This is a genomic window from Xanthomonas sp. WHRI 10207 (assembly GCF_040202975.1).
Lineage (GTDB): Bacteria > Pseudomonadota > Gammaproteobacteria > Xanthomonadales > Xanthomonadaceae > Xanthomonas.
This window is the reverse complement of sequence record NZ_JBEGDX010000005.1, coordinates 372,186-392,445: the sequence shown is the minus strand read 5'-3', so window position 1 is coordinate 392,445 and position 20,260 is coordinate 372,186. Positions and strand designations below refer to the sequence as shown.

Annotated in this window: 13 protein-coding genes; 3 read left to right on the top strand and 10 right to left on the bottom strand. The window is 56.3% G+C overall.

Annotation, left to right across the window (positions count from 1 at the left end; genetic code table 11):
• Positions 1-597 precede the first annotated feature (597 nt).
• The gene (locus tag ABQU90_RS17750) at positions 598-870 is read right to left on the bottom strand and encodes a BPSL0761 family protein (RefSeq protein WP_323522889.1); all 273 of its coding nucleotides are present in this window, start codon (positions 868-870) and stop codon (positions 598-600) included.
• Between the two features lie 77 nt (positions 871-947).
• Positions 948-1,823 carry a DNA-binding protein gene (locus ABQU90_RS17745; RefSeq protein WP_323522890.1) on the bottom strand — a complete coding sequence of 292 codons (876 nt, stop codon included), beginning with the start codon at positions 1,821-1,823 and terminating at the stop codon, positions 948-950.
• A gap of 107 nt (positions 1,824-1,930) precedes the next feature.
• Between ABQU90_RS17745 and ABQU90_RS17740 the strand changes: the two genes are divergently transcribed.
• From ABQU90_RS17740 to ABQU90_RS17730, 3 genes are all read left to right on the top strand, one after another.
• Positions 1,931-3,007, top strand: coding sequence for a tyrosine-type recombinase/integrase (locus ABQU90_RS17740; protein WP_323522891.1), 1,077 nt, complete (start codon positions 1,931-1,933; stop codon positions 3,005-3,007).
• 116 nt (positions 3,008-3,123) lie between these two features.
• On the top strand, positions 3,124-5,040 hold the full coding sequence (locus tag ABQU90_RS17735) for a DUF262 domain-containing protein (RefSeq protein WP_323522892.1): 1,917 nt from the start codon (positions 3,124-3,126) through the stop codon (positions 5,038-5,040).
• A 394-nt stretch (positions 5,041-5,434) separates the two neighbouring features.
• Positions 5,435-6,334, top strand: a complete 900-nt coding sequence (locus ABQU90_RS17730) for a hypothetical protein (RefSeq protein ID WP_323522893.1) — start codon at positions 5,435-5,437, stop codon at positions 6,332-6,334.
• Positions 6,335-6,381: 47 nt separating this feature from the next.
• Here the strand turns inward: ABQU90_RS17730 and ABQU90_RS17725 are convergent, their stop codons facing one another.
• The 8 genes from ABQU90_RS17725 to ABQU90_RS17690 form a co-directional block, all read right to left on the bottom strand.
• The gene (locus ABQU90_RS17725) at positions 6,382-8,289 is read right to left on the bottom strand and encodes a hypothetical protein (protein WP_323522894.1); all 1,908 of its coding nucleotides are present in this window, start codon (positions 8,287-8,289) and stop codon (positions 6,382-6,384) included.
• Between the two features lie 11 nt (positions 8,290-8,300).
• Positions 8,301-10,706, bottom strand: coding sequence for an ATP-binding protein (locus ABQU90_RS17720; protein ID WP_323522895.1), 2,406 nt, complete (start codon positions 10,704-10,706; stop codon positions 8,301-8,303).
• Between the two features lie 24 nt (positions 10,707-10,730).
• Positions 10,731-11,531, bottom strand: coding sequence for a phosphoadenosine phosphosulfate reductase family protein (locus ABQU90_RS17715; RefSeq protein WP_323522896.1), 801 nt, complete (start codon positions 11,529-11,531; stop codon positions 10,731-10,733).
• Complete coding sequence (locus tag ABQU90_RS17710) at positions 11,528-15,010, bottom strand: hypothetical protein (RefSeq protein ID WP_323522897.1); 3,483 nt, start codon at positions 15,008-15,010, stop codon at positions 11,528-11,530. The genes ABQU90_RS17715 and ABQU90_RS17710 overlap by 4 nt, the downstream gene beginning before the upstream one ends.
• The gene (locus ABQU90_RS17705; RefSeq protein WP_323522898.1) at positions 15,007-15,936 is read right to left on the bottom strand and encodes a DUF4007 family protein; all 930 of its coding nucleotides are present in this window, start codon (positions 15,934-15,936) and stop codon (positions 15,007-15,009) included. The genes ABQU90_RS17710 and ABQU90_RS17705 overlap by 4 nt, the downstream gene beginning before the upstream one ends.
• A gap of 108 nt (positions 15,937-16,044) precedes the next feature.
• A complete protein-coding gene (locus tag ABQU90_RS17700) occupies positions 16,045-17,181 on the bottom strand; it encodes a cysteine desulfurase family protein (RefSeq protein ID WP_323522900.1) in 1,137 nt (378 codons plus the stop codon).
• Positions 17,181-18,266, bottom strand: a complete 1,086-nt coding sequence (locus ABQU90_RS17695) for a hypothetical protein (RefSeq protein WP_323522901.1) — start codon at positions 18,264-18,266, stop codon at positions 17,181-17,183. Before ABQU90_RS17695 ends, ABQU90_RS17700 begins: the two co-directional genes overlap by 1 nt.
• A gap of 548 nt (positions 18,267-18,814) precedes the next feature.
• A complete protein-coding gene (locus tag ABQU90_RS17690; protein WP_323522993.1) occupies positions 18,815-19,498 on the bottom strand; it encodes a thermonuclease family protein in 684 nt (227 codons plus the stop codon).
• Between the last annotated feature and the right edge of the window lie 762 nt (positions 19,499-20,260).

Sequence of the window (20,260 nt, the reverse complement as noted above, 5' to 3'; positions counted from 1 at the left end):
TTTGGTGCTGGTCGGTCTAAAGCCCTGCATGGGGTTGGCTAAGGCTCCAGAACTTGCCCGCGGATATAGAGGCTGCGCTTATGCGAAAAAGAAGAGCTCATCCAAGGACACGAACCAGGAACATCGGCTTGGGTATCCATCCAGAGACATCAATTAGGACCGCTATTGACGGCACTCTGTTCCTAATTGATGTCTCTGGGAGACGTTTTGGTAAGCGAAAAATCCTTTAAATTCAACGGGAAGCACTATCTAGGAACAAAAGGACATCAATTAGGAACACCGACAGCAAACGAACGCAACAGGCGAAGTAACGCCATGACATAATATACATTATGCGAAATAAGGTGTTGCGTTCGGTAAGGGCGCGGCCTCCGCTGGAACCGGGCTCGGTAAAGCTGTGACTTTTCACCCTCCTCCCGGCCAAGTAACAGGTTTTGCGTGCAGTTCGGGGAAGTCACAGGTTTACCGAGGCGCACCGGTTACGGCCCGGCACGAGAAATGAGTACCGCATTCTTTAACGGTCCATCGACGCACGCTGGGTGCAACCCCCCGTGGCTGACGTTGGAGGCGATTGCCAACAAGGACGGTTGCTGTCGCTCAAATCCGATGGGGACCTTTGGAGTAACCGCGAAACCACTCCTCCTCGAACTGCGAGGTTAGATACGGCCGAACAAACGCCGATTGGGTGAGGTCCCGCAACCGCTCCTCATGCTGGGCGATGGCTTCCACATCGCTGAGTGTCGGGTAGTGACGCAACAGCCGATAGGCTTCCTCGCGTACGGACTTTGGTACGGCTTGGCTGCCGGCGAGTTCCTTGAGAAACGCGCCGGCTTGCAGCAGGTTGCGCGTGCGCTCGTCAGGCAGGGTCATGCGACTGGCTCACCAAAGCTAAGGAATTCTTAGCGTAGCGCTTAGGCCCGCGCGCGTGCCAGTAGCCAAGACGCGGCCTATCGTTTGGCCACCCGGCGCGTGGTACTGGCAACCCTTTTTTTGACAACAGTCGGCGCCTTGGTCGGGCGAGGTTGTGCGAGCGCCTGGGCGCGCGCATGAGCTGCGGCGCTTTCTCGCTCGGCGCTGTACTGCGCGCGTTCGGCTGCACGCCGGGCTTGCTCGGCGTCGCGCAGTGCTGCTGCATGTTCGCGGGCCTGCGTCGCCAGTTGAGCCTTGTGTGCCTTGGCTTCCTGGCGCAGTCGATCGATCTCGGTATAGGCCCGGTCCTCGACTTGGCGCAGGTGCGTCTGCAACGTCTCACGTTCGGTTGCAGCCGCACTCCGCTCCTGCTCCAAGCGGGATTGGGCGCTATGCAACTGCGCTTCCAAAGCGTCGCGACGCCCGCATAGTCCCTCCAGTTGCTGCAGCAGCGCGCCCGCCTGATTGGCAAGGTCGCCGGCTCGCTGCTCGCACACCGACAAGGCCGCCTCGGCGACTTGAGCCGCAGCGAGCGCCTGCTGACGTTGCGCCTCGACTGCTGTAACACGCTCGCGCTCGGTGCTCACGCGAGTTTCGATGTCGGCGTGGGCCCTTGCCAAAAGGGCGCGCTCCGGCGCCAGAGCGGCCTCGGCTTGTCCCCGCCCGGCCGCCAGCGCTAGTTCCCATACCTGCGCCAAGGCCACGCCCACATTCTCTGGCACTCCAGGCAGTGCCAGCCGATGCTTGAGCCGCTGCGAGAGCTGAGTCCACCACGCGTCCAACAACGGCCCGATCGTATTCGGCGAGCCGCGACCAAGGTGCAGGCGTACGCGTTCGACGGTCGGCCGCTCGCCAGCGCCGAGCAGCGCGTCGGCCGCCTCAAACACCTCGTTTTCTTGGATTCCTTTAGCCATTTGATATCTCCGACACGCGTGCCCTGCCCCATTGCTAATCCACGTCCGATAACAGATAGTTATCGGAAGTAGGCACCTTCAAAAGTAGTATTTAATACGTACGACATATGAAATCTAACATGGTTGTGCCCAACCCCCCTGCGTCGGCCATCCTCGCCCCGGACCGTCTCGCAGCGCAGGCGGCCGACGCCGTGCGCGAACTGCTGGCTGAGGCCGCCGCCGCTAACACCACCCGCAGCTATGCCACTGCGCTGCGCTACTGGGCGGGCTGGTTCCAGGGGCGCTTCGGGCAGCCGATCACGCTGCCGGTGCCCGAGCCGGCCGTGGTCCAATTCGTGGTCGACCATCTGGCCCGGCGTGGGAAGGCCGGCCTGACTTGGGAACTGCCGCCGGAATTGGATGCGCACCTGGTTGCCGCCGGTCTCAAGCAGAAGTCTGGCGCTTTCAAGCTCAGCACCGTCGTTCACCGTGTGGCTGTGCTCTCGGCCGCCCACCAAGCGCACAAGGCCGCTAACCCGTGCGAAGCGCCTGCAGTGCGCCAACTGCTCAAGCGCGGCCGCCGCGCCTCGGTGAAACGCGGAGAGCGTCCACACAAGAAGACCGCCATTACGCGTGACGAGCTTGAGGCGCTGCTTTCCGCTTGTGACGACTCATTGGAGGGGCTTCGAGATAAGGCGCTGCTGCTGTTTGGTTTTGCTAGTGGCGGGCGCCGACGCAGCGAGATCGCGGCAGCGGATTGGCAGGACCTGCGCCGCATCGGCGATGACGCTTTCATTTATCGGCTGGAGCACAGCAAAACCCAGCAGGCTGGCCCGAACGCCACGGCCACACCCGACAAGCCCGTGCTGGGCCGCGCAGGCAGCGCCCTGGCTACGTGGCTGACCGCGGCCGACATCACCGAGGGGCCCCTCTTCCGCCGCCTATGGGGTGAACGCGTGGGCCCTGCCCTCTCGCCGAAGGCGGTTGCAGCGATCGTACAGAGGCGGGCCTTGCAGGCAGGGTTAACCGGGGACTTTGGTGGCCACAGCCTGCGCTCAGGTTTTATCACCGAGGGCGGCCGACAGGGCATCGCCCTGCCCGCCCTAATGGCGCTGACTGAGCATCGCTCCGTCCCGCAGGCGATCGGGTACTTTCAGGCCGGTGAGGCGTCAAGCAACCCAGCGGCTCGACTGCTTGATCTCTAGCGCGTCAGCCAAAACCTCGTCTTCGGTGCGGACATTTGACGTCTACGAAACTCTCGCAGGTCCGGCCCGCTAACGCTAGTCACGGCTAATATGATGACTGACCTAAGGGAGACGACATGCAGGCCAATCCACGTACCATTCCCTTCCTGTTCGGCTCACAGCTGCGCTACGTAGTGCCGATGTTCCAGCGCAAGTATGTGTGGCAGGAATCGCCGCAGTGGCAAACATTGTGGGAAGACATCTCTGAAAAGGCCCTGCTTCGTCTCGTGGGGAAGGAACAGCGGCCGCACTACCTGGGGGCATTGATTATCGAGGGCGTCAAGCCTGAATCCCCGCAAGAGGTCAAGCGCTTCCTAGTCATCGACGGGCAGCAACGCATAACGACACTTCAGTTGCTGCTTTGCGCCTTCCGCGACTACGCGCGTCAGCAAGAATGGCGTGCAATCGAGATGCCGCTCACGCGTTTCGTGGAAAACCCCGATCGCGAGGTTATGGAAAAGCCTGACGAAGAGGTCCACAAAGTTTGGCCAACCACCATGAATCGTGAGGTGTTTCGCTCGGTGATGACGGCTGGCAGTTGCGCCGAAGTAGAAAAGCGCCAGCCGCTGCAATACTTGCCGAGAAAGCGAAAGCCCGAACCGCGCAGCGCGCTAGTCGAGGCATACCTTTATTTCGCTAAACAGATCCAAACCTGGATTGAGTCCACGGCATCACGCAGCGACAAGGACCCGGTTGCCCGCGCCTTTGCGCTACTGCAGTGCCTGCAGGAGGATTTTTGTGTGGTGGAAATCGCTCTTTCAGACGGTGACGACTCGCAAGAGATCTTCTACTCGCTAAACTCCCAAGGCTCGCCATTGTCCCAGTCCGATCTGCTACGAAGCCTTATCTTCATGCGTGCCGAGAAGGAAAAGCAAAATCGCGACGATATCTTCAATGACTATTGGAGTCGATTCGAGACGCCTTTTTGGAGCTACGAATCCTCCCGTGGCGGACGCACTTTCTCGCGGCTGGACCTGGGCTTGCGCTTTTTCCTGATCGCTAAGACCGGGGCTTCGGTCGATGCCCGGCGCGTGAATGAGGAGTATCGCCGCTGGGTTCAGGGCGTACCTCCGAAATATGCCACCGTGCGGGAGGAATTGTCGGACTTTGCCAAGCACAGCCAAGTGTATGAGCACTACACGCTGTCGCCCAGCACAGCGCTGTCCTCGACCGATTTCCGGCGCGTGGTCAACGACTTGGACGTTTCTACCGCCTTGCCACTGATCATGTTCCTGGAGGCCGAAGCGGGGCTGGATGCGGCACAGAAGACCGCGTGCCTAGCCGCGCTTGAGTCGTACATTGTCCGCCGGTATTTCACCGGCGAGGAAAATAAGGAATACAACAAGTTGTTTGCCGACTTGGTCTTCCACCTGCGCAACAAAAGCGGCAACGAGATCATGCCGCTCTTGAGCAATCGCCTACTGGCCGGCGCCGGCACCACCCGTGTGTGGCCAAGCAACGACGAGATGATCGATGCCGCCATCAATCGTAACGTCTACAACAACTTGTCGCGCCCTGGCCTGCGACTTTTGCTTGAGCGCGTTGAGTTACGACTTCGCACCAAAAAATCGGAAGAAACCGATATCGCGTCCAACCTGCAGATAGAACACATCCTGCCACAACTGTGGATGACGCACTGGCCATTGGAAGGTAAACAGGTTCCCAACATGATGGCGATGTACCCGCACACGGTCAACGAGGAGTTTCAACCCCTACAAGATGCTATTCGCCGACGTAATGCCGCCTTGCAGACGATCGGTAACCTGACATTGCTAAACCAATACCTCAACCCGGCCGCAAGCAATGGCGGTTTCGATTCGAAGCTCAACGAGTACCGCAATTCCGTTCTTCGCCTGAACCGCTATTTCGCGGATCTGGCTAGCTGGGACGAAGCGGCGATCGCTAAGCGCAGTCAGAGCATCGGTGAAGCCCTGTGCGCGATCTGGCCGCGTCCCGAGTCCACGACGGCTTCTGGTTCGCCTGTCGCCGTCTGATGGCGCATCACCACCGACGAACGCTGCTTATTGGTCAGCCTTTTCTCATTGGCGCTGTGCTTCTGGCGGATCTTCGCATTGCTGCGCCGGGAAGCCTGGATGGCCAACCACAAGCGCGTGTACCTGTTGTACTCTTAAGCGGGTCTCAGACTGCGGCGCGAGTCTACAGCTCGCCTCCTGGAGAGCACGGTACTGACGGGCCCCGCCAAGTGTGGAGCAAGGACTTCGTAGCCGATGCATTATTCGACGGGCGCTAGTTCTGGGACTTGACCTGGTGGAGGACTTCACCAAGGAAAATTTGGTCATCGAAGTAAATCAATTGAGTAGTGGGCCGGGTAAGCAGCCGGCGTTTGATGTACCTTTAATCGGGTCATTAACATATTGAGATAGTTAAATGAACGAGCCGCAAGCAGCGTCGTTGATCGTTACCTCCCGAAGACGAGATGGCCGTTTTATGCCGTTTCTCGCAGAATTATCAGCGCAGGATTTTGTAAAATTGGTGGTGGGAGCGCGGAGGGATGTCGTCATTCACATTGATTGGTCGCAGCTTATATCTGTGATCTCCTCCGAGTTCGATAGGATGCGGTCTCGCCAGATTAACGATGCCTTTCAAGCTCTTTGGCTGCAATGGGTTGATGCACCAACCTATCAAAAATCAGATGTTAGGCTCCAGAAGTTCATGGAAGTCTCATCTCGGGCCACTGATGCCCTTGCGCAGCTGCAAAGCTCAGTCGCTGAACACAAAGCGTCGCTCCGCGTAATTCGAGACGAGAATCCGGGTGCATGCTTACATTTATGTAGTCAGTATCTCGCCGCCTTGATGTGCTACGTACACGCGAAACAGGAGCTTGAAATTTCGTCGTTTTCCAATCCCGTACTTCTCCTCAAGTATGCGGAATGGATGGAAGGGATTTTACGTGACGCGTACGAAATCCGCCTCGAAGTATTCCAGGGTAAAATTAGGGATTCTTCTCATCTTATCGCATTAGCTTTCGATGAGGATCCTGAGCTCAACTTGTATATAGAAGCCCTCAGCCAGCCTGCTGATTTCGTCGGCGAAGATCTTCGTCTGTCCTACATCAAACGTCACATTGAGACGGATCGACGTGGTGAATGGATTAACATCAACGTCCAGATTCAGCGCGTATCATCGGAGCAGGCCGCAATCATATTGAGACTTCGAGACCTCCTGCGCTGGGCGACCGCTCTGCGTAATCTCATCACGAATTTAGGTGCACCGCTTTCGCATAGTAATATTGCCGTGAAAGTTGAGGCTAATGGTGGTGGCACTTGACTGGCCCGCCAGCCTTAAATCGTTTGGCTGGCAAGCACAGAATAGAGTTAAATCTTTTTAAACTCCATGCGAACGCAGGTTGCAGGAGAGTTTACGCTGATGCCATACATAGGGATATCCTTTAAGACAACCTCAATCATCGACAAATCCGGATTTTGGTTGACTTCTGCGGCACTTCCCAGGGTGACTGTCACGCCGCCCCCCTTTTTTGGCCGACACACCAGCCTAAAGGACTCTGAGTCCAAGTCTGCTCTTAGTTTGGCCACCAGCTCTGTTACGGATTTAACCTTTGTTTGATCGCCCTGGATCGCTTGTGAATCTCGCCACTGCATTAGCGTTTCACTCACCGTTTGTTTCAGGTTATTACTCATCAACAGTAAATTCTTACCGCCTTTTTCAGGGCGAAGTACTGCTTCAATAGTTCCGCCGCCCAAGTTGGAAGAAAGGGCGGCGATTTGGTTACCTTGCGACCAAGCTGTTATTTCGACGCTTTCGAAGAAGTAGCCAAAGTTTGGTTTAATAGGAACACCAATTCTCGTCAGTTCCTGGGCTGCCTTCTGCTGCGCCTCCAGTGCATAAATTTCGTTGAGGCGACCTACATAATTGACATTGCCATCCGCTTCGAGGTCCGCTTGAGAAATTGTCTTTAGCGACTTAGAAATCCACTCGATCTGCATAAATCGACCGCCGACCTTCAGCGTAGACCAGCCCTCTGTCATCTGTTTAAAGGTCGCATCTAGAAGAGATGCCTCGTCCGTTTCAAAGAATGCCGCTTCTCCCTGGATACATAGAACTTGGCCGTTAGGCAACTTTCCGTGCAGAAGGTCGCACGTTTGACTCGCCACAAGGTAGTAAATTGGCGGATCATCATTAGTACGGAATACGTCCCCAAAGCGGAGTGCGCGTTTGCCCACTTTGTGGCGATAGATCTCGCTACTAGCAGGACGCACCATCGAAACTTCAGTGAATAACTCTGGAATACCCTTTGACGGTTCCAAGTGCCCTAGAAGAATTTTGTAACTCTTTTCGGGAAGCTCCGCTGCACTTGTCGCGACGCTGGATGATTCATGCAGCTTGCCGGCAAGAGACTGGCCACACAGCCAAGCCATATAGTCTCCCAGGGACTCATGTTCGACACTGAGCTGACCAACCTGCAGCGCAGCGAGGTCTTGTAGCTCGAGCTCGTTGATCGAATTCTGGAGAGCTGCGACAGCAGCTTTCAGAGATTCTTTGAAATCTATGTGATATCTTCGAAATGCGTTCAGTTCGTCTCGTTCACTCTCGAAGTTGCTCGTTGCGTGCTTTACATTTGTAAGCGTTGATTGGGGGTTCTTCTCAACAAATCGGAAAAATGCGCCGTGAAGTCCATCGAGCCTGTCTTTGAAGTCTTTGGCCTTCGTCCTAAGCGTGGGAAGGTTTGAGACTAAGATCATCAGCGGACAGCGCCCGGCCTTTGTGCCAAGATCGGTAAGCTCTTGAACAAAAGCGATACTTTCCTCGATTAGTTGGGCACTGTCATCAGACGCATCCTCAGACAATATGTAGTCAAGCACCACTACCGAGATTCCTGGCGGGAGATCTGATACTTTCGGTATGCGACTAAAACGCTTCACAGAGAATTGCCCGAGCGCCAGCTCAATTTGTTCCAATATCTCTCGCTTTGGGCTGCAGCCAGAGAGCATACCAGCAACTGCATCTTCATATCCGGCTACAGGACAGTTAAAACGAGATTCCCAAAGTCGATTTCGCAACGCCTCATTGGATGCTAGCTGGTCTGAGTATTTTCGAGGAAGGACGCTTTCGACTTCAAAGGTTGATAGAAACCATGACATTGCATCCTCGTTTTCCTTTAGGAAATCGAGGAGCGTCGTCCAGTGATGGAGCACATCGTCGGCTGCTGGCAGCGCGTACGCATCATCAATAATAATGGCAAGGGGGGGGGCTGTGGCTTCCATGTCAAAGATTCCTATTGAAAAGTAAATTTGAATCCGTTGATTCGACCCTTCGTGGCCGGAAGTAGCTCAACCTCAATCCCGTTTTCGGCACACAAGGTTTTCACGATATATAGGCCTATGCCCCTCCCTGTCGGCTTCTTGCTAAAAAAGGGATCGAATACCTTCGGTCCATCCTCCGCTGAAATCCCGCCGCCGTTATCTTTGAAGACAATTGTCCTGTCCGAATAGTCCCCCTCGACTGTTATCGATGCGCTGAAAGTCGAAATAGCATTATGCTTTGCGAGCACAGATCGGTGGTGCGTAAGCCAATATACGGAATTGGAAATTAAGTTCTCGAAGATCTGATACATTTGGCCGGCAACTGCAGTCGATATGAACACAGCAGGAAGTCTCGAAGTGTCTACCGAGATTGCATGGCGATCAAATTGCTGCTCGTGTGCATCCACCAAGGTATGGATGACCTCAGCAACATCAGTATCTTCCTTGCGCTGCCTGCCTGGGGTGGCGACGGGGTCGAGAATTCGAAGTCGCTTATCCAGAGTCTGAAGCTGTCGCGTGAGCGAGCGCAAACTAGGCGGGAGCGTGGCCTGTTGCTGCGACTGCAAGTCGCTAAGCGAACTCTGCGTTACGCGCGCTAACTCGTGCACCACGAATTCAAGAAGCATTCCGACGCCAGCCAAATGCAAATACATGCCCGCTTGGCCTTCCTGCTTTCGAATTGTGGCTTTTGCTTTAGACCAAGATGCTTCCACGTCCTCTACATATGCGCGAAGCTCTGCCACGGTCTCTCGTTCGCTCGGCGCACGGCGACCCAATTCCTTAAGCACTCCGCGTACAGCTCTCGATTTGTCTTTAAATTGCCTGTCAACCTGCTGCATTGTGCCAAGCGCCCGAGCGGTGCTCTTGATCTCGTGCTTGCGGACAAGGCTTCCCAGCTCATTCCAGATCACCCATTGCAATGCTTGGATCAAGGCGCGCTTCTCCGGAGAGTCGCACAAGCCCTGTCTATTGGTCTGATCCCTTAGATGTGGATTTGTTCTGGAGCCAATTCGAACATACCCCACAAACTGTCCGCGATTGAGCTTAAAGGCTCGTTGACGAAGAGCCTTCTGGTCAAGCTCGAGCCAATCGTCATCGGGCTCTGCGTAGGGATATACGCGGTATCCATCACGATACATTAGAAGGCCGCCCGCCCATTGCAGCAGCCAGCGGCCTAGGGGGTCGTAGCTTTGACCTCCGGCTTTCTTTTCGAGCTTGCTTCGCTGTCTATTGTACCAATACCCTCTTGCTTCAAATGGTCCGAGCGTATCAATGCCATCGAATCTGGGAATGGCACTGAGTTGCCCGTCTGCTGCTGCAGGATGGTGATTACTGGCTAGCAGGCTGTAAAGTCCATCGCCACTGGCGTGAATGATCCGCTCTTCTGTTTCCCCGGCCTGAGCCCTCACTCCATCGTCAGGAATTTTGAAGCGGACGACGCCGTGAAGTACAGGCTCCAACTGCCCATCACTTTGTCTAGGCTCGTAGCTCATTGAAACATCGAAGTAGCCGTGGCAATCGTCAAAGAACTCCGTCCGGATGATTGACGAAAACTGGATCGGATTACCATTGAATGAAAGCCTTAGGTCGAGTGCGGTGGCATCGAGATCAAATGGATCCTGAAGTTTGGCGAGCTCGCTAGCGGCGAGCTGATTAAAACGGTCCGATGTCCATTCAGACTTCAGATCGCGAATCTCAATTAATGTCCCTTTATCACCAATGCTCTTGCTATCGCCCTTGGTCGGCCTGACCGGAAACTGGTCTAGATTCATATCGAGGTCGCTCAGCTTCGACCAATCGATTTCAAGCGCCTGCCAGTGAGTGTCGTTCTTTGTGCCGGTATAGACGCCGAGGGTGTCGCCAAGGCGCATAGCAGATAGGCGGCCTATACCTTTTTCCCCGAGGATGATTTCCTGCTTGGGTGCGCTGTTGCGTTCCAGCGCCCTGTGTGGTGTGCCAATCGTCAAATAGTGATTCTCTAGATCACTCGCGGACATACCGCATCCCCAATCCTCAATTGAGATATACGTATTGTCGAGGAAAAATTGGCGTAGCGCGCTCCTCGCTCTTAGGGGAGATGTATCGGCAATAAGATTCAGAAACTCCTCGCGGAGCTCTTCGCTTGTACCAGGATCAAACGCGCGAGCAATAGCACGCTGCGCATAGCCACGCTTCACCAAGCTGTCGTTGGTCGCGGCCAACTCTTTGTCAATGGCGCGGTATCCCGAAGGCGTCAGCGCAACATGAACATCGAGTTGAATTTTTCTACTCTTGGCATCAACAGCGTTTTTTACTAATTCATAGAGCGCGATCCCGTCAGAGCTGATCAGCTCTGCGCCGAGTTCGAGCAAGACGCGAGCTTTGACTTTAAAGACCATTCCCTATCCTCCCTGACCCATTCTTTACACGCTGCAAACTACGCAGCCGTCATCCTCAATCGCTTCACGCTGCGCTCGGAAGATATCGGCTAATGATTGATTGTCTTTAGAGGACAGCCTTGCTGGCCGCTGCAGAGCATCTTGCTTAATCTGAGCCACGCGCTCCGGCTTGCGCAGCTCTGCCAGCGGCTCCCCCTGCGACCAAGTGAAGAGGTTGCCCGTGGGCACATACTCCCGTTCGTAAGCCTCCGCCTGATCGTACAGGTCTGGATAGGTCTCCAATAGGTTCACCCACTCAATCTTCTGCTGGTAGAAGCAGAAGAAGCAGCCAGAGCGAGTGCGACCCCACTTGGTATAAGGGGGCATGCCGACGCCCGACTGATGCAGAATACGCACGATATCCGCGTACACCAAGCCATCCTCTATGAACGGATAAATCGGGGTGATGTTCTGTTTGGTGCTTACATAGCCTTGGCGATCTTCGTCGGCCCGGATGCCGACATAATTCAGCACTGGCTCCTCGCCAATGTAGGCCTCAAACGGCTTCAGCTTTAGCATTTTGGTGCACCAGCGGCGATGGTTGGACGGGATCATCCCGCCATACATCTCATACCAGTGGTCAAAGCCCTTGTCGGCATTGAGCCGAATTACAGGGCGCCCCAAATAGTCGCCAATGCGGTCAAGGTACTCGTAAGTCTCGGGCAGCTCTTTGCCCGTGTCGTTGAAGATGTACTCCATGTTCGGGATTCGATCACGCATGTATAGCGCCAGGGCAGCGCTGTCCTTGCCACCCGATAGGCTCAGAATGTGTCGAGGTTCGGTCATGCCAGGCTCTCCGGCTGGGTGACGGGTAGGTCTGATGAGAATTCCAGAAGCAGGCGAGCCAAAGCGTACGCCGGCACGGGCAGGCGGGACAGCGCGGCCCGGACGTCTGCCATATCCTCTGAGGCAAGCATTCCATCAGCATCGGCGGGTACCGCCACAAATCGCTCCTTGCCCTTTTGATCCACGACATGGACCGCGACTGCGGCATGATCAGGCGACTTTGAAGCTCCAGTCAATTTGTTCAAAGCCACCACGCGCGTCAAAAGCGTATACACCCGGCGAACCTCGCCCCGGAATCGGACGATGGTTTCATCGTGCCAAGTGTCAATGCTGCGGCCACCGAGCAGGCTGGCCAGAGAATCTATCCATTGGCGATCATCGCGCTGCCCATCCGTAGAGCGCTGCATGAAAGACTTGAGCGCATAATCAACGACTTCGCCCATTGCCCCTTCGGACAGCGCGATGATGTGAGGACGCACACTTGCCACATCGCGCACTCCGACCTCTTCTGCGAGCACCGTGGTGATCTCCGAACGCAGGTCGTTGAGGCGCTCAGAACCTGCCCGCAACATGCCTTCAAAGCGAGCACGCAGGACCTCAACGGCTACCTTGCTCCTGCCATCAATTGGCTCTCGGACCTTGATTGCCCCAAGCGCGAATGGAATTGTCACAGTGAGAAGCTCGATCGGGTCGGAAGCCTTGTTCAGCAGCGCCAAAACCGCACGATGCGAAGCGTCGAGCTTGGTGGAATTGAGTGTGTGCTCTGGAAGGGTCAGGTACCAGTCGTAAATCGCGCGAGTGATCTCGGCAACCGTGGCGCCAACTGCGGCCGAACCAAGGTGCTTTTGCAGCACGGTCTGGTACATGGTCAGAACGGAGGCCGTAGAAGATTGAGCGTGGATCATGTGCAGCTCAAATGCCTCAGGCTTCTTAACCAGCCTACCCAGGTGGCTGTCCTCAAGAACCGTGAGGTAGCTGCCGCGCTCACGCAGGATGATGGCGTCGCGGTTGACACTCAAGAAAGCGGCGATCAGTAGCAAGGAGACGCTATGTCGCATGCCAAACGGAGCGTCTGCAAGATGATCCATGACCTGTCGGATCGTCACCAGACCCTTGGTATCGAGCATTTCGCCCAGCGCATTCCAGGCCGGCATCCAATCACTGCCCGGCATCGGGGCTTGGAAGCGCCATGCAGCGCCATCGGCGCGATGCAGCCCGGTATCTTTGAACAGGGACAGGTAGATCGCCATTTCAGGCGGAGTTTGCTGGATGCCTAAGTCGGCTTCATCGGCATTGGCAAACATCCGTTCCAGCAATCGCTGTCGGGCTGCGGCTGCAGCACTAGAAATCGCTGTGCGGTTAATAAGCTCATTACGGACTCGCGGAGCCTGGACGTAAAGATCATCGAGGATGGTGGAAAGCTGCTGGTTCAGCTGGCGCCCGCTGGTTATGTCAAGACGCTGCCCCAGGTGCCACCAAATAACTCCGTCCGTTCCCTGCCCCGGCACTCGCAGATCTGCCAGGCGCAGCGAGATGTTGGCGGTCACCCTATGAATGGACTGCTTGACCTCATTACGCGCATAAGTATCGACGCGCAGGTCCGCACACTCATTCTCCAGCTGCGTCCACGCGGCCAGGTCATCTGCAAGTTCAAGGTCGTCCTCGCTCACCTTTCTCAAGGCAAAAAGACGACCTGGTACCGATGAGGCGCTCATTGCCTCTAGTTGACGACCAAGGAACGCCGCATCTTGGTCCGGATAACATGGGATGATCAGGATCTCGGCATCACCGTTGATGGCTTGCTCAGCTCGCCCATGGATCTGTGTGATCTCATCAAACAGGTGAATCTGGACCGTCCGCAGCGTTCCGGTCTCAAAGTAATGCCGGTGTGCGACCATGGGTCGTGCGCCGGGAAGGTGCTGCAGCAACGAGCCCAGCCGTTGTGCAGGCTGTAGTCCCTTGCGGATGCGCGAATACTCGCTTGCAACATCCACACTGCTCTGCGGCCAAAGACACAGCTCCTGGGTCGCCGGTCGCACATAGAGTAGAGATTTCTGAATCAGCTTCTCAACTGCCTCGGCAATGGCAGGCGAGTCAACTCGGTCCTCCAAAGCGAACGACAAGTTTGCGAAGGTCACCGGTAGCCCAGGCTGAGGCTCAAGCAGGTTCAGCAGACCCACAGCTTTCAGGCACATCAGCTCTTCGGTCTCGTAGACCGGTGCAGAGCGGAGCGTTTCCTGAAGAAGCAACCAGCGCTTCAAGCGCTCCTCATCGAGCGTGCGCAGGGTGCCCTGAGCAAGCAGCCAGTCGCAAAGATCGGTGACGCGGTACCACTCGCCCGGATCCAGATTGCGGCGGCGGATATAGTCTTGGAACGCAAAAGGCTCAGAGGCCAGCAGGAACGAGAATGTGGAACGCTCGTTTTGCCCAAAGCGTCGGAACATTGAGACGGCGGAAAGCAATGCGGCGGGGTGAAGCGGATACAGGCTCTCGCCACTAATCCCCTCCCCCTTCAGCAATCCTGAGTTCATCAGGCCTATCTTGCTCGCCTGCATGTAAAGTTCTTTGGACCGAGCGGACACGCCTGAGCGCTTGTAAGCAGCGCGATCGGGCTCCAGCGCTCGGGCAATGAGCTTGGCAGTGCTTTCAAAGGTCTGAACGAACGAAATGTCCTCGAACCGCTCGGCAACCTTCGCCCATTCAAGGCCTGCACGACGATCCCGACGACCACTGGCATAGTCATCGAAGCGCTGATGCAGGAAGCCGATGACTGCCACAGGAATATCGTCCACGCGACCGCCGCACTGCTCGGCCAAGGCCTGGAAGAACGACGCATCGATCTTGGAGTCAGGTGCCGCGGCGTACTCCAGCCAGCGACCCATTTCATCAACCAAGATCAGGAGGCCTTCGGAGGCAATGGTGGCCGAAGCGATCAGTGCACGAACCTCACCTAGAAGCTCCAGCACTTCACTGGCGCTACCCTTGCCAGCTTGCCGGGATTGGATAAATTCACCGAGCCGGCTACGAAGCTGTTTCTGGTTTGAGCTTGTCCGGCGTCGAGCTAAAAGCTCGCCAAGTGCACGAGCGAGCGCGATGCTCGCATCCTCTTTGGCGCCAGTGATAACCAGCACCTCATATCGCGGCAGCTTACGCAAGTCCGGGAGCAGGTCCTTGGCTTGCTCATCAAGAACCGCACCTGCAGTGCCTTTCTTGGTCAGTGGCTGGCTGAACAGATTTGCCAGCAGTAGCCCGAAGGCAGACTTGCCACTTCCGTAGCTGCCAGTAACGCGCCAGGCGCGCTGGGTTGATGCTGCAGAAAGACCCTTGGACAGGCGCGCAAGCGCCTGACGAACACCATCAGTGATCAGATAGCCTTCGAGCGCGCCGACGTCGTCCAGATCGCGGGAGATGTTGACGGCGCGCACATATCGGCTGCGCACGCCAAGCGCGTCCTTAATGGTCATCTTGCGATTGCTCATACATACCCCACTTCAGATTTGGCCATACGTACGTCTGCTGTCAGCAGAGTGATTGCTTGGAGCTCCGCACTGTCGGAAAGGTGGAAGAGGTCCGGGCGAACTGCGCACGCCTCAGCTATCAGTTGCATAAGCGCACGTTCGTCCAAGCGCAGCGTTAGGCCAGGACTGCCAAATCCCGTCTGAAGCGAACGGAGAGAGATGGTCTTGTCGCTTGGAGCAGCCAACTCCCAGTAATCCAGCATCACGCGGATGAATGTCTCAAGCGAAAGGTGCTTCCAAGGACCCCGCGAGAATTCAATCAACTCCTCCTTCTCACCGGCAGGTACGATGCGTGCAAGCCCAAGCTCTTGAAGCGGGCTTCCCAGGCGTTCCTCAACACTCGCGCGCTCGGCGTTCGGGGACGCGGCGTAGGTACTCAGGAATATGTCCAGATGCTGGCGAACGGTGGTGGCAGACAGCTTCTTATCCAGTGATACCGCATGTCGCTCCAATCGCTGGAGCAGGTAGCGCTTAAGCACTTCTTTTTCGGGCAACTGAAAGAATGCGACATGCCATGCCGCGAGATCGGCCTTTGCCGCCAAGCGCCAGTGAAGCAGCCAAAGACTGCCGACGTCTTCCAGGTAGGGGTCTGCACCGTTTTTCTGGTCAAGCAGCCAGTTCGCAAACGGAGTAGCTGCCGGATCCGTCCTTGGGTGATCCACCATCAAACCAAACGCTTGCATCCAAAAGCGTACAGATTTGACCATGTTGCGACCGATGCCCAGAGCAACCATGACCTGCTCGTCGACTCGAACGGCTTCAGGGCGCCGGACCAGAAGGTCGTAGAACTTGGGTAGCCAGCCATAGCGGCATGGAAATGACTCATGGCCAGAGAAGCGATCTCCCGAGGTCCGTTCGGCAAGATTCGCAGTTGCAGCGTCAAGCATCTGATTTTTAAGCCTTTTTTATACGGCGTCCTGCCCCAATGGCTTGCCGCCTGTGGTGAGTATAGGTTGCTGCTCCTCGTGGTCAATCTTGACAGTGCCCCGAGGTCGCTAGTCGCGAAGCTTCCCCACCGCCCACGCTAGGCGCTCGATTACATAGTCCACGTCTTCTTCGGTGGTCATTCTGCCCAGACCCAGTCTCAGGCACTGGGATGCTTCTTCCTTCGATAGGCCCAAGGCCATCAGCACAGGCGACGGCTCTGGCGTACCGGAGCTGCACGCTGATCCTGTGGACATCGCGATTTCGGGGAGCATGAGGAGCAGGCTGTCGGCGTCAACCTCCTCAATACGAAGGTTTAGATTCCCCGGATACCGATGTATCGCACTGCCATTGAGGTGGACGCCTGCCACCCTGCCAGCCAAGCCCGTTAGCAGCTTGCCCGCAAGACCGGAGATCCTACGGCTTTCGGTCACGCCCTCTTCCACCATCAGCCGAGCGGCCGTGGCGAATCCAACGGCAAGCGGCACGGGCACTGTGCCAGCCCTCAACCCATCCTGTTGTTTGCCTCCGGTGATTTGAGGGCGCAAAACCTGGCGGGCGCGATCATTCACAAAAAGTGCCCCGATGCCTTTTGGTCCATAGATCTTATGGGCTGAGACACTTAAAAGGTCAATGTGCTGGCGGTGAACGTCGATCGGGACACGGCCGTAAGCCTGAGCTGCATCGACATGGAACAGAACACCACGATCCCGGCAGATCGCACCGGCATCAGCGAACGGCTGTATGACACCGATTTCACTGTTCACCGCCATTAGCGACACGATCCGGGTTGAAGCCGTGATACTTGCTGCCAGCGCCTCAAGGTCGATCAAGCCGTCATCGGCTACAGGCAGGCATGTTACCGAGCAACCGTTCTCCTGGAGGGATGACAGCGTGCTGAGCACACTGCTGTGCTCGGTGACACAACTGATGAGGTGTGACTTTCCGCGCTTAGGAAGTGCGCCGCGCAGTGCAAGGTTATTGGACTCAGTGGCGCCCGATGTCAGGACGATTTCGCGAGCTGTTGCTCCAATGACCTGACCGATGTCCTCCAAGGCTTGGTCCACGGCATGCTGCGCCGTGATCCCGAACCGGTGTTCAGAGGAGTGGGGATTGCCAAACGTGTTGGTAAAGTACGGGAGCATCGTCTCCATAACCCGGGAATCGACGGGCGTGGTTGACTGATAGTCCATAAAGATGTCACGCATCACCTAGCTTCGCCGGTCGAATTCGATTCAAAAGGCACCATCCATGCAGCAGTTGTTGCCTCCCACCCCTTAATCTCCCCTAGAAGCTGGTCTGCATCTTTTTTGACAAGCTTGTCCAAGCCTCGTGGGAACGTGGTTGTGTACGACGGCAAGCGCACATGTTCGTTGGTTGCTGGGCTCGCCGCCGCTCGAAGAACGCTTTGGTGTGCAAGAAATATTCCAAGCAGCCTGCTCAGCTCACGATTTTCGCTTCGGACCAAGCCAATTTTCTCGTGCAGCAACTTTACGATCTGATCGTTGACAGACACGATCTCTTTTACAGTTCCCATGAGAGTGCCATGGTAAGCCAAGAGGTAGCCCATCTGCTCAATGAGTCGGAACGGTATCGCAGCAGACCCATCAGCGGGGACAACAAATAGTGACTTCCCCTTTTGACCCTCTGGATCCGGCCTCATCTCATAGGTACGGTCCGAGCAGCCACTCTTGATCAACATCTGATAGAGCTCACCTCGTACCGTCACGTTTTGAATCAGTAGCGCTTCAAGAGGAGCGTAAAGCTCATAGAGTTGTCGGCTCTTGAAGTCCATCAACTTAGATGCAGCAGCAATGCCAGCCGTGGCTCGCGTCGCCTTGCCCTCGTTCTCTATGCGCCGCTTTTGCAGGCGGGCGGTTGAAAGATTAGCCAGGCCCGCACCGAGTAACACGCCCAATACGCTTAAAATTGCAGGCGCAAGTTCTTTCAGTGGCGAAGGCTTAAGGTCCTTCACACGAATGGCGAGGTCTTCCTGTCGACGAAGCATCAACTCCATCTTCGCTTCACGTGAAGCGGCAGCCCCAGTGGCGCTTGCTTCAACCACAGATGCAGGCAGAGATAGAGCCGGCTTTCCAACCGGGTCTGCTGGCGGCTTGCCGCTTACGGCAGGTTCTAGACTCGTCACTGCAGTCATTGCCAGCGTATTGCCAGAAGCTTGAACCCTACTCACCTGAGTGCTATCGCCTAGTGCTGCACTCGCCTGCGACTGCATGGTCAGGGCCACAGACAGCGCCAGCGAAAAGGCGGTTATCCAGACTTGTTGCCGCGCCATGCCCCCCCCACTTCCTGGCTGATGAATAGGGAGAGTATCCTCCCATATGAGGGGAGTTTTCTAGCTTCTATCGTCTAATTGTGGACTTACACCCTCACCCTCCTCGCCAGCTGCCTGGCCTTGACCAGCTCCTAGCTAAAGAAAGCTCGATCTGCGGAATCAACGATCAGGTGACGTGCCTGACGCCTCACCGTTTGAAAGCAGGCAGCTGTCGACCGTTACCATCAAGAATCGTCTCGCCCATTGCCTGAGCACTGAGCGACTAGAAAAAACCTTGCTGCTTTGGGTGCCTTGCGCACCCCACCCTCCGCCATCAGGACCGCAAGACGGCCAGCCAACCCATTTTGCACGTGAACACCCCCATGTGCCCGGCAGCCCCTGCGCACATCCGGCTCGAAGATGAAGACTCCCAGGCCTGGATCGGTTATCGCCCACCTCTACTATGCGCTAATCCCTATCCAGCTTGGCGCTGAGTCCTTGTCCGAGGGGTGTATCTGATTTGGCGCTGGCTAGGCATGGACTGCGTCCGGCCTCTATGACAGGGAACATCAATGCTTCGCCGGCTGCCATCCTGCCTTCAGGGCTTCGGCGGGCGTGCAGAACATTCGCTCGCCCCGCGCAGGAGTGATGGAAGTGCGTTCGTAGTCGCGTTGCCCAGGCATGTGAAAGATCCTCTTTCCGTTGCGGGAGAGGTTGCCTTTGATGTTGCAGCCATTGGCGACTGGGAGCGCAGTAGAAATCGAGGTCTTAACCGATGAAGCGCGCTTTGCGTGTCGGAAGTTCGCTGGCAACTGAAAAGAGCCGCTCCAGATGTTGAGCTTGTGTTGCTGAGCAAGGCTCTCATCAGTAACGAAGGACGTGGAATATTGCCGATACGCAACTGCCCAGCCGGAACTCACCATCCAGCGGTTGACGGACTGCCCTTGGAGGAAGCACTCGGCCACCACTCGGCCGTAGCGGTCTGTGTCCTTGGGTTGGCAGCGAACAGTCTTGTCTAGCAGATAGCCGTCCAGCGCAGCTGCAGACCGCCGGCCACATGGCCAGGAGCTTCCGTTGCTCGTGATGCATAGCTGGGCACTTTCCGGGGCATCGATTCCCCACAGGCGAATGCGTCGCTTCGCCACGGTGAGGGTGTCACCGTCCGTGACCGTGGCGCGGCCGACCAAATCTGCTGCGATGGCAGCAACAGAAGCAAAAACCAAAAGCATACCCACCAGAACCTTCGACACCATTGACAACCACTTCCTTCCAGATACTTTCAGCCGTGTGCGCCGTTTCGCACAAGATTCCAAAATTTTATCGGAAACCGCAAGGGAAGGACGAAACTTCGCCAAAGTCACCAGTGAATCGCCGGCAGCTCGGCTATGGCGATTCACTCAGGCGAGCAAGAAGTTTGCAGAGCCGGCACTACTGCCTCCTGAAGCTCAAGGCGAAGACGCAGCTCGGCTATGTCCACGGACTTGAGTATCAACAGCGCTGCCGCACTACAGGACTGAAGGAAGGTAGATCCGGGATGATTGTCGGGATGATTGTAGTGCGCGCCAGTTTGGTTGGCAGATCGACCCGTATCCGACCTCGCATTGCCGCTTCGCTTCCTGCGAACATAGTCTCTAGTTCTTGGGCGTCGGTGAGCAAGGCTTGAGCGCGCGTATAGTCGCTACAACCACCAGTCGCGACAACACAGCATCTGTGCACGATTGCGACAGAACTGAACGCAACCGAATGCCGGGTGCTGCGCTGCCTATGTCTCGGCTAGCCCTGCAAGCGTGCCGCGCTTTGCTTGCACATCAGCCCCCGCGCCGTTGAGGAACATGCGAACACCCTTCGGGCCATACTGCACTGGAGTGGTGCCCGCGAGCTGATGGCCTAGGCCACACATCAACACGCACTCTGTGAGGTAGTGCACCTGCTCAGGCGCCGTTAGCATGCAGATGTTGTCCACGATTGCAAAGGAGCCACCTGCCCGACCGCGATCGCATCCACGAACAACACAC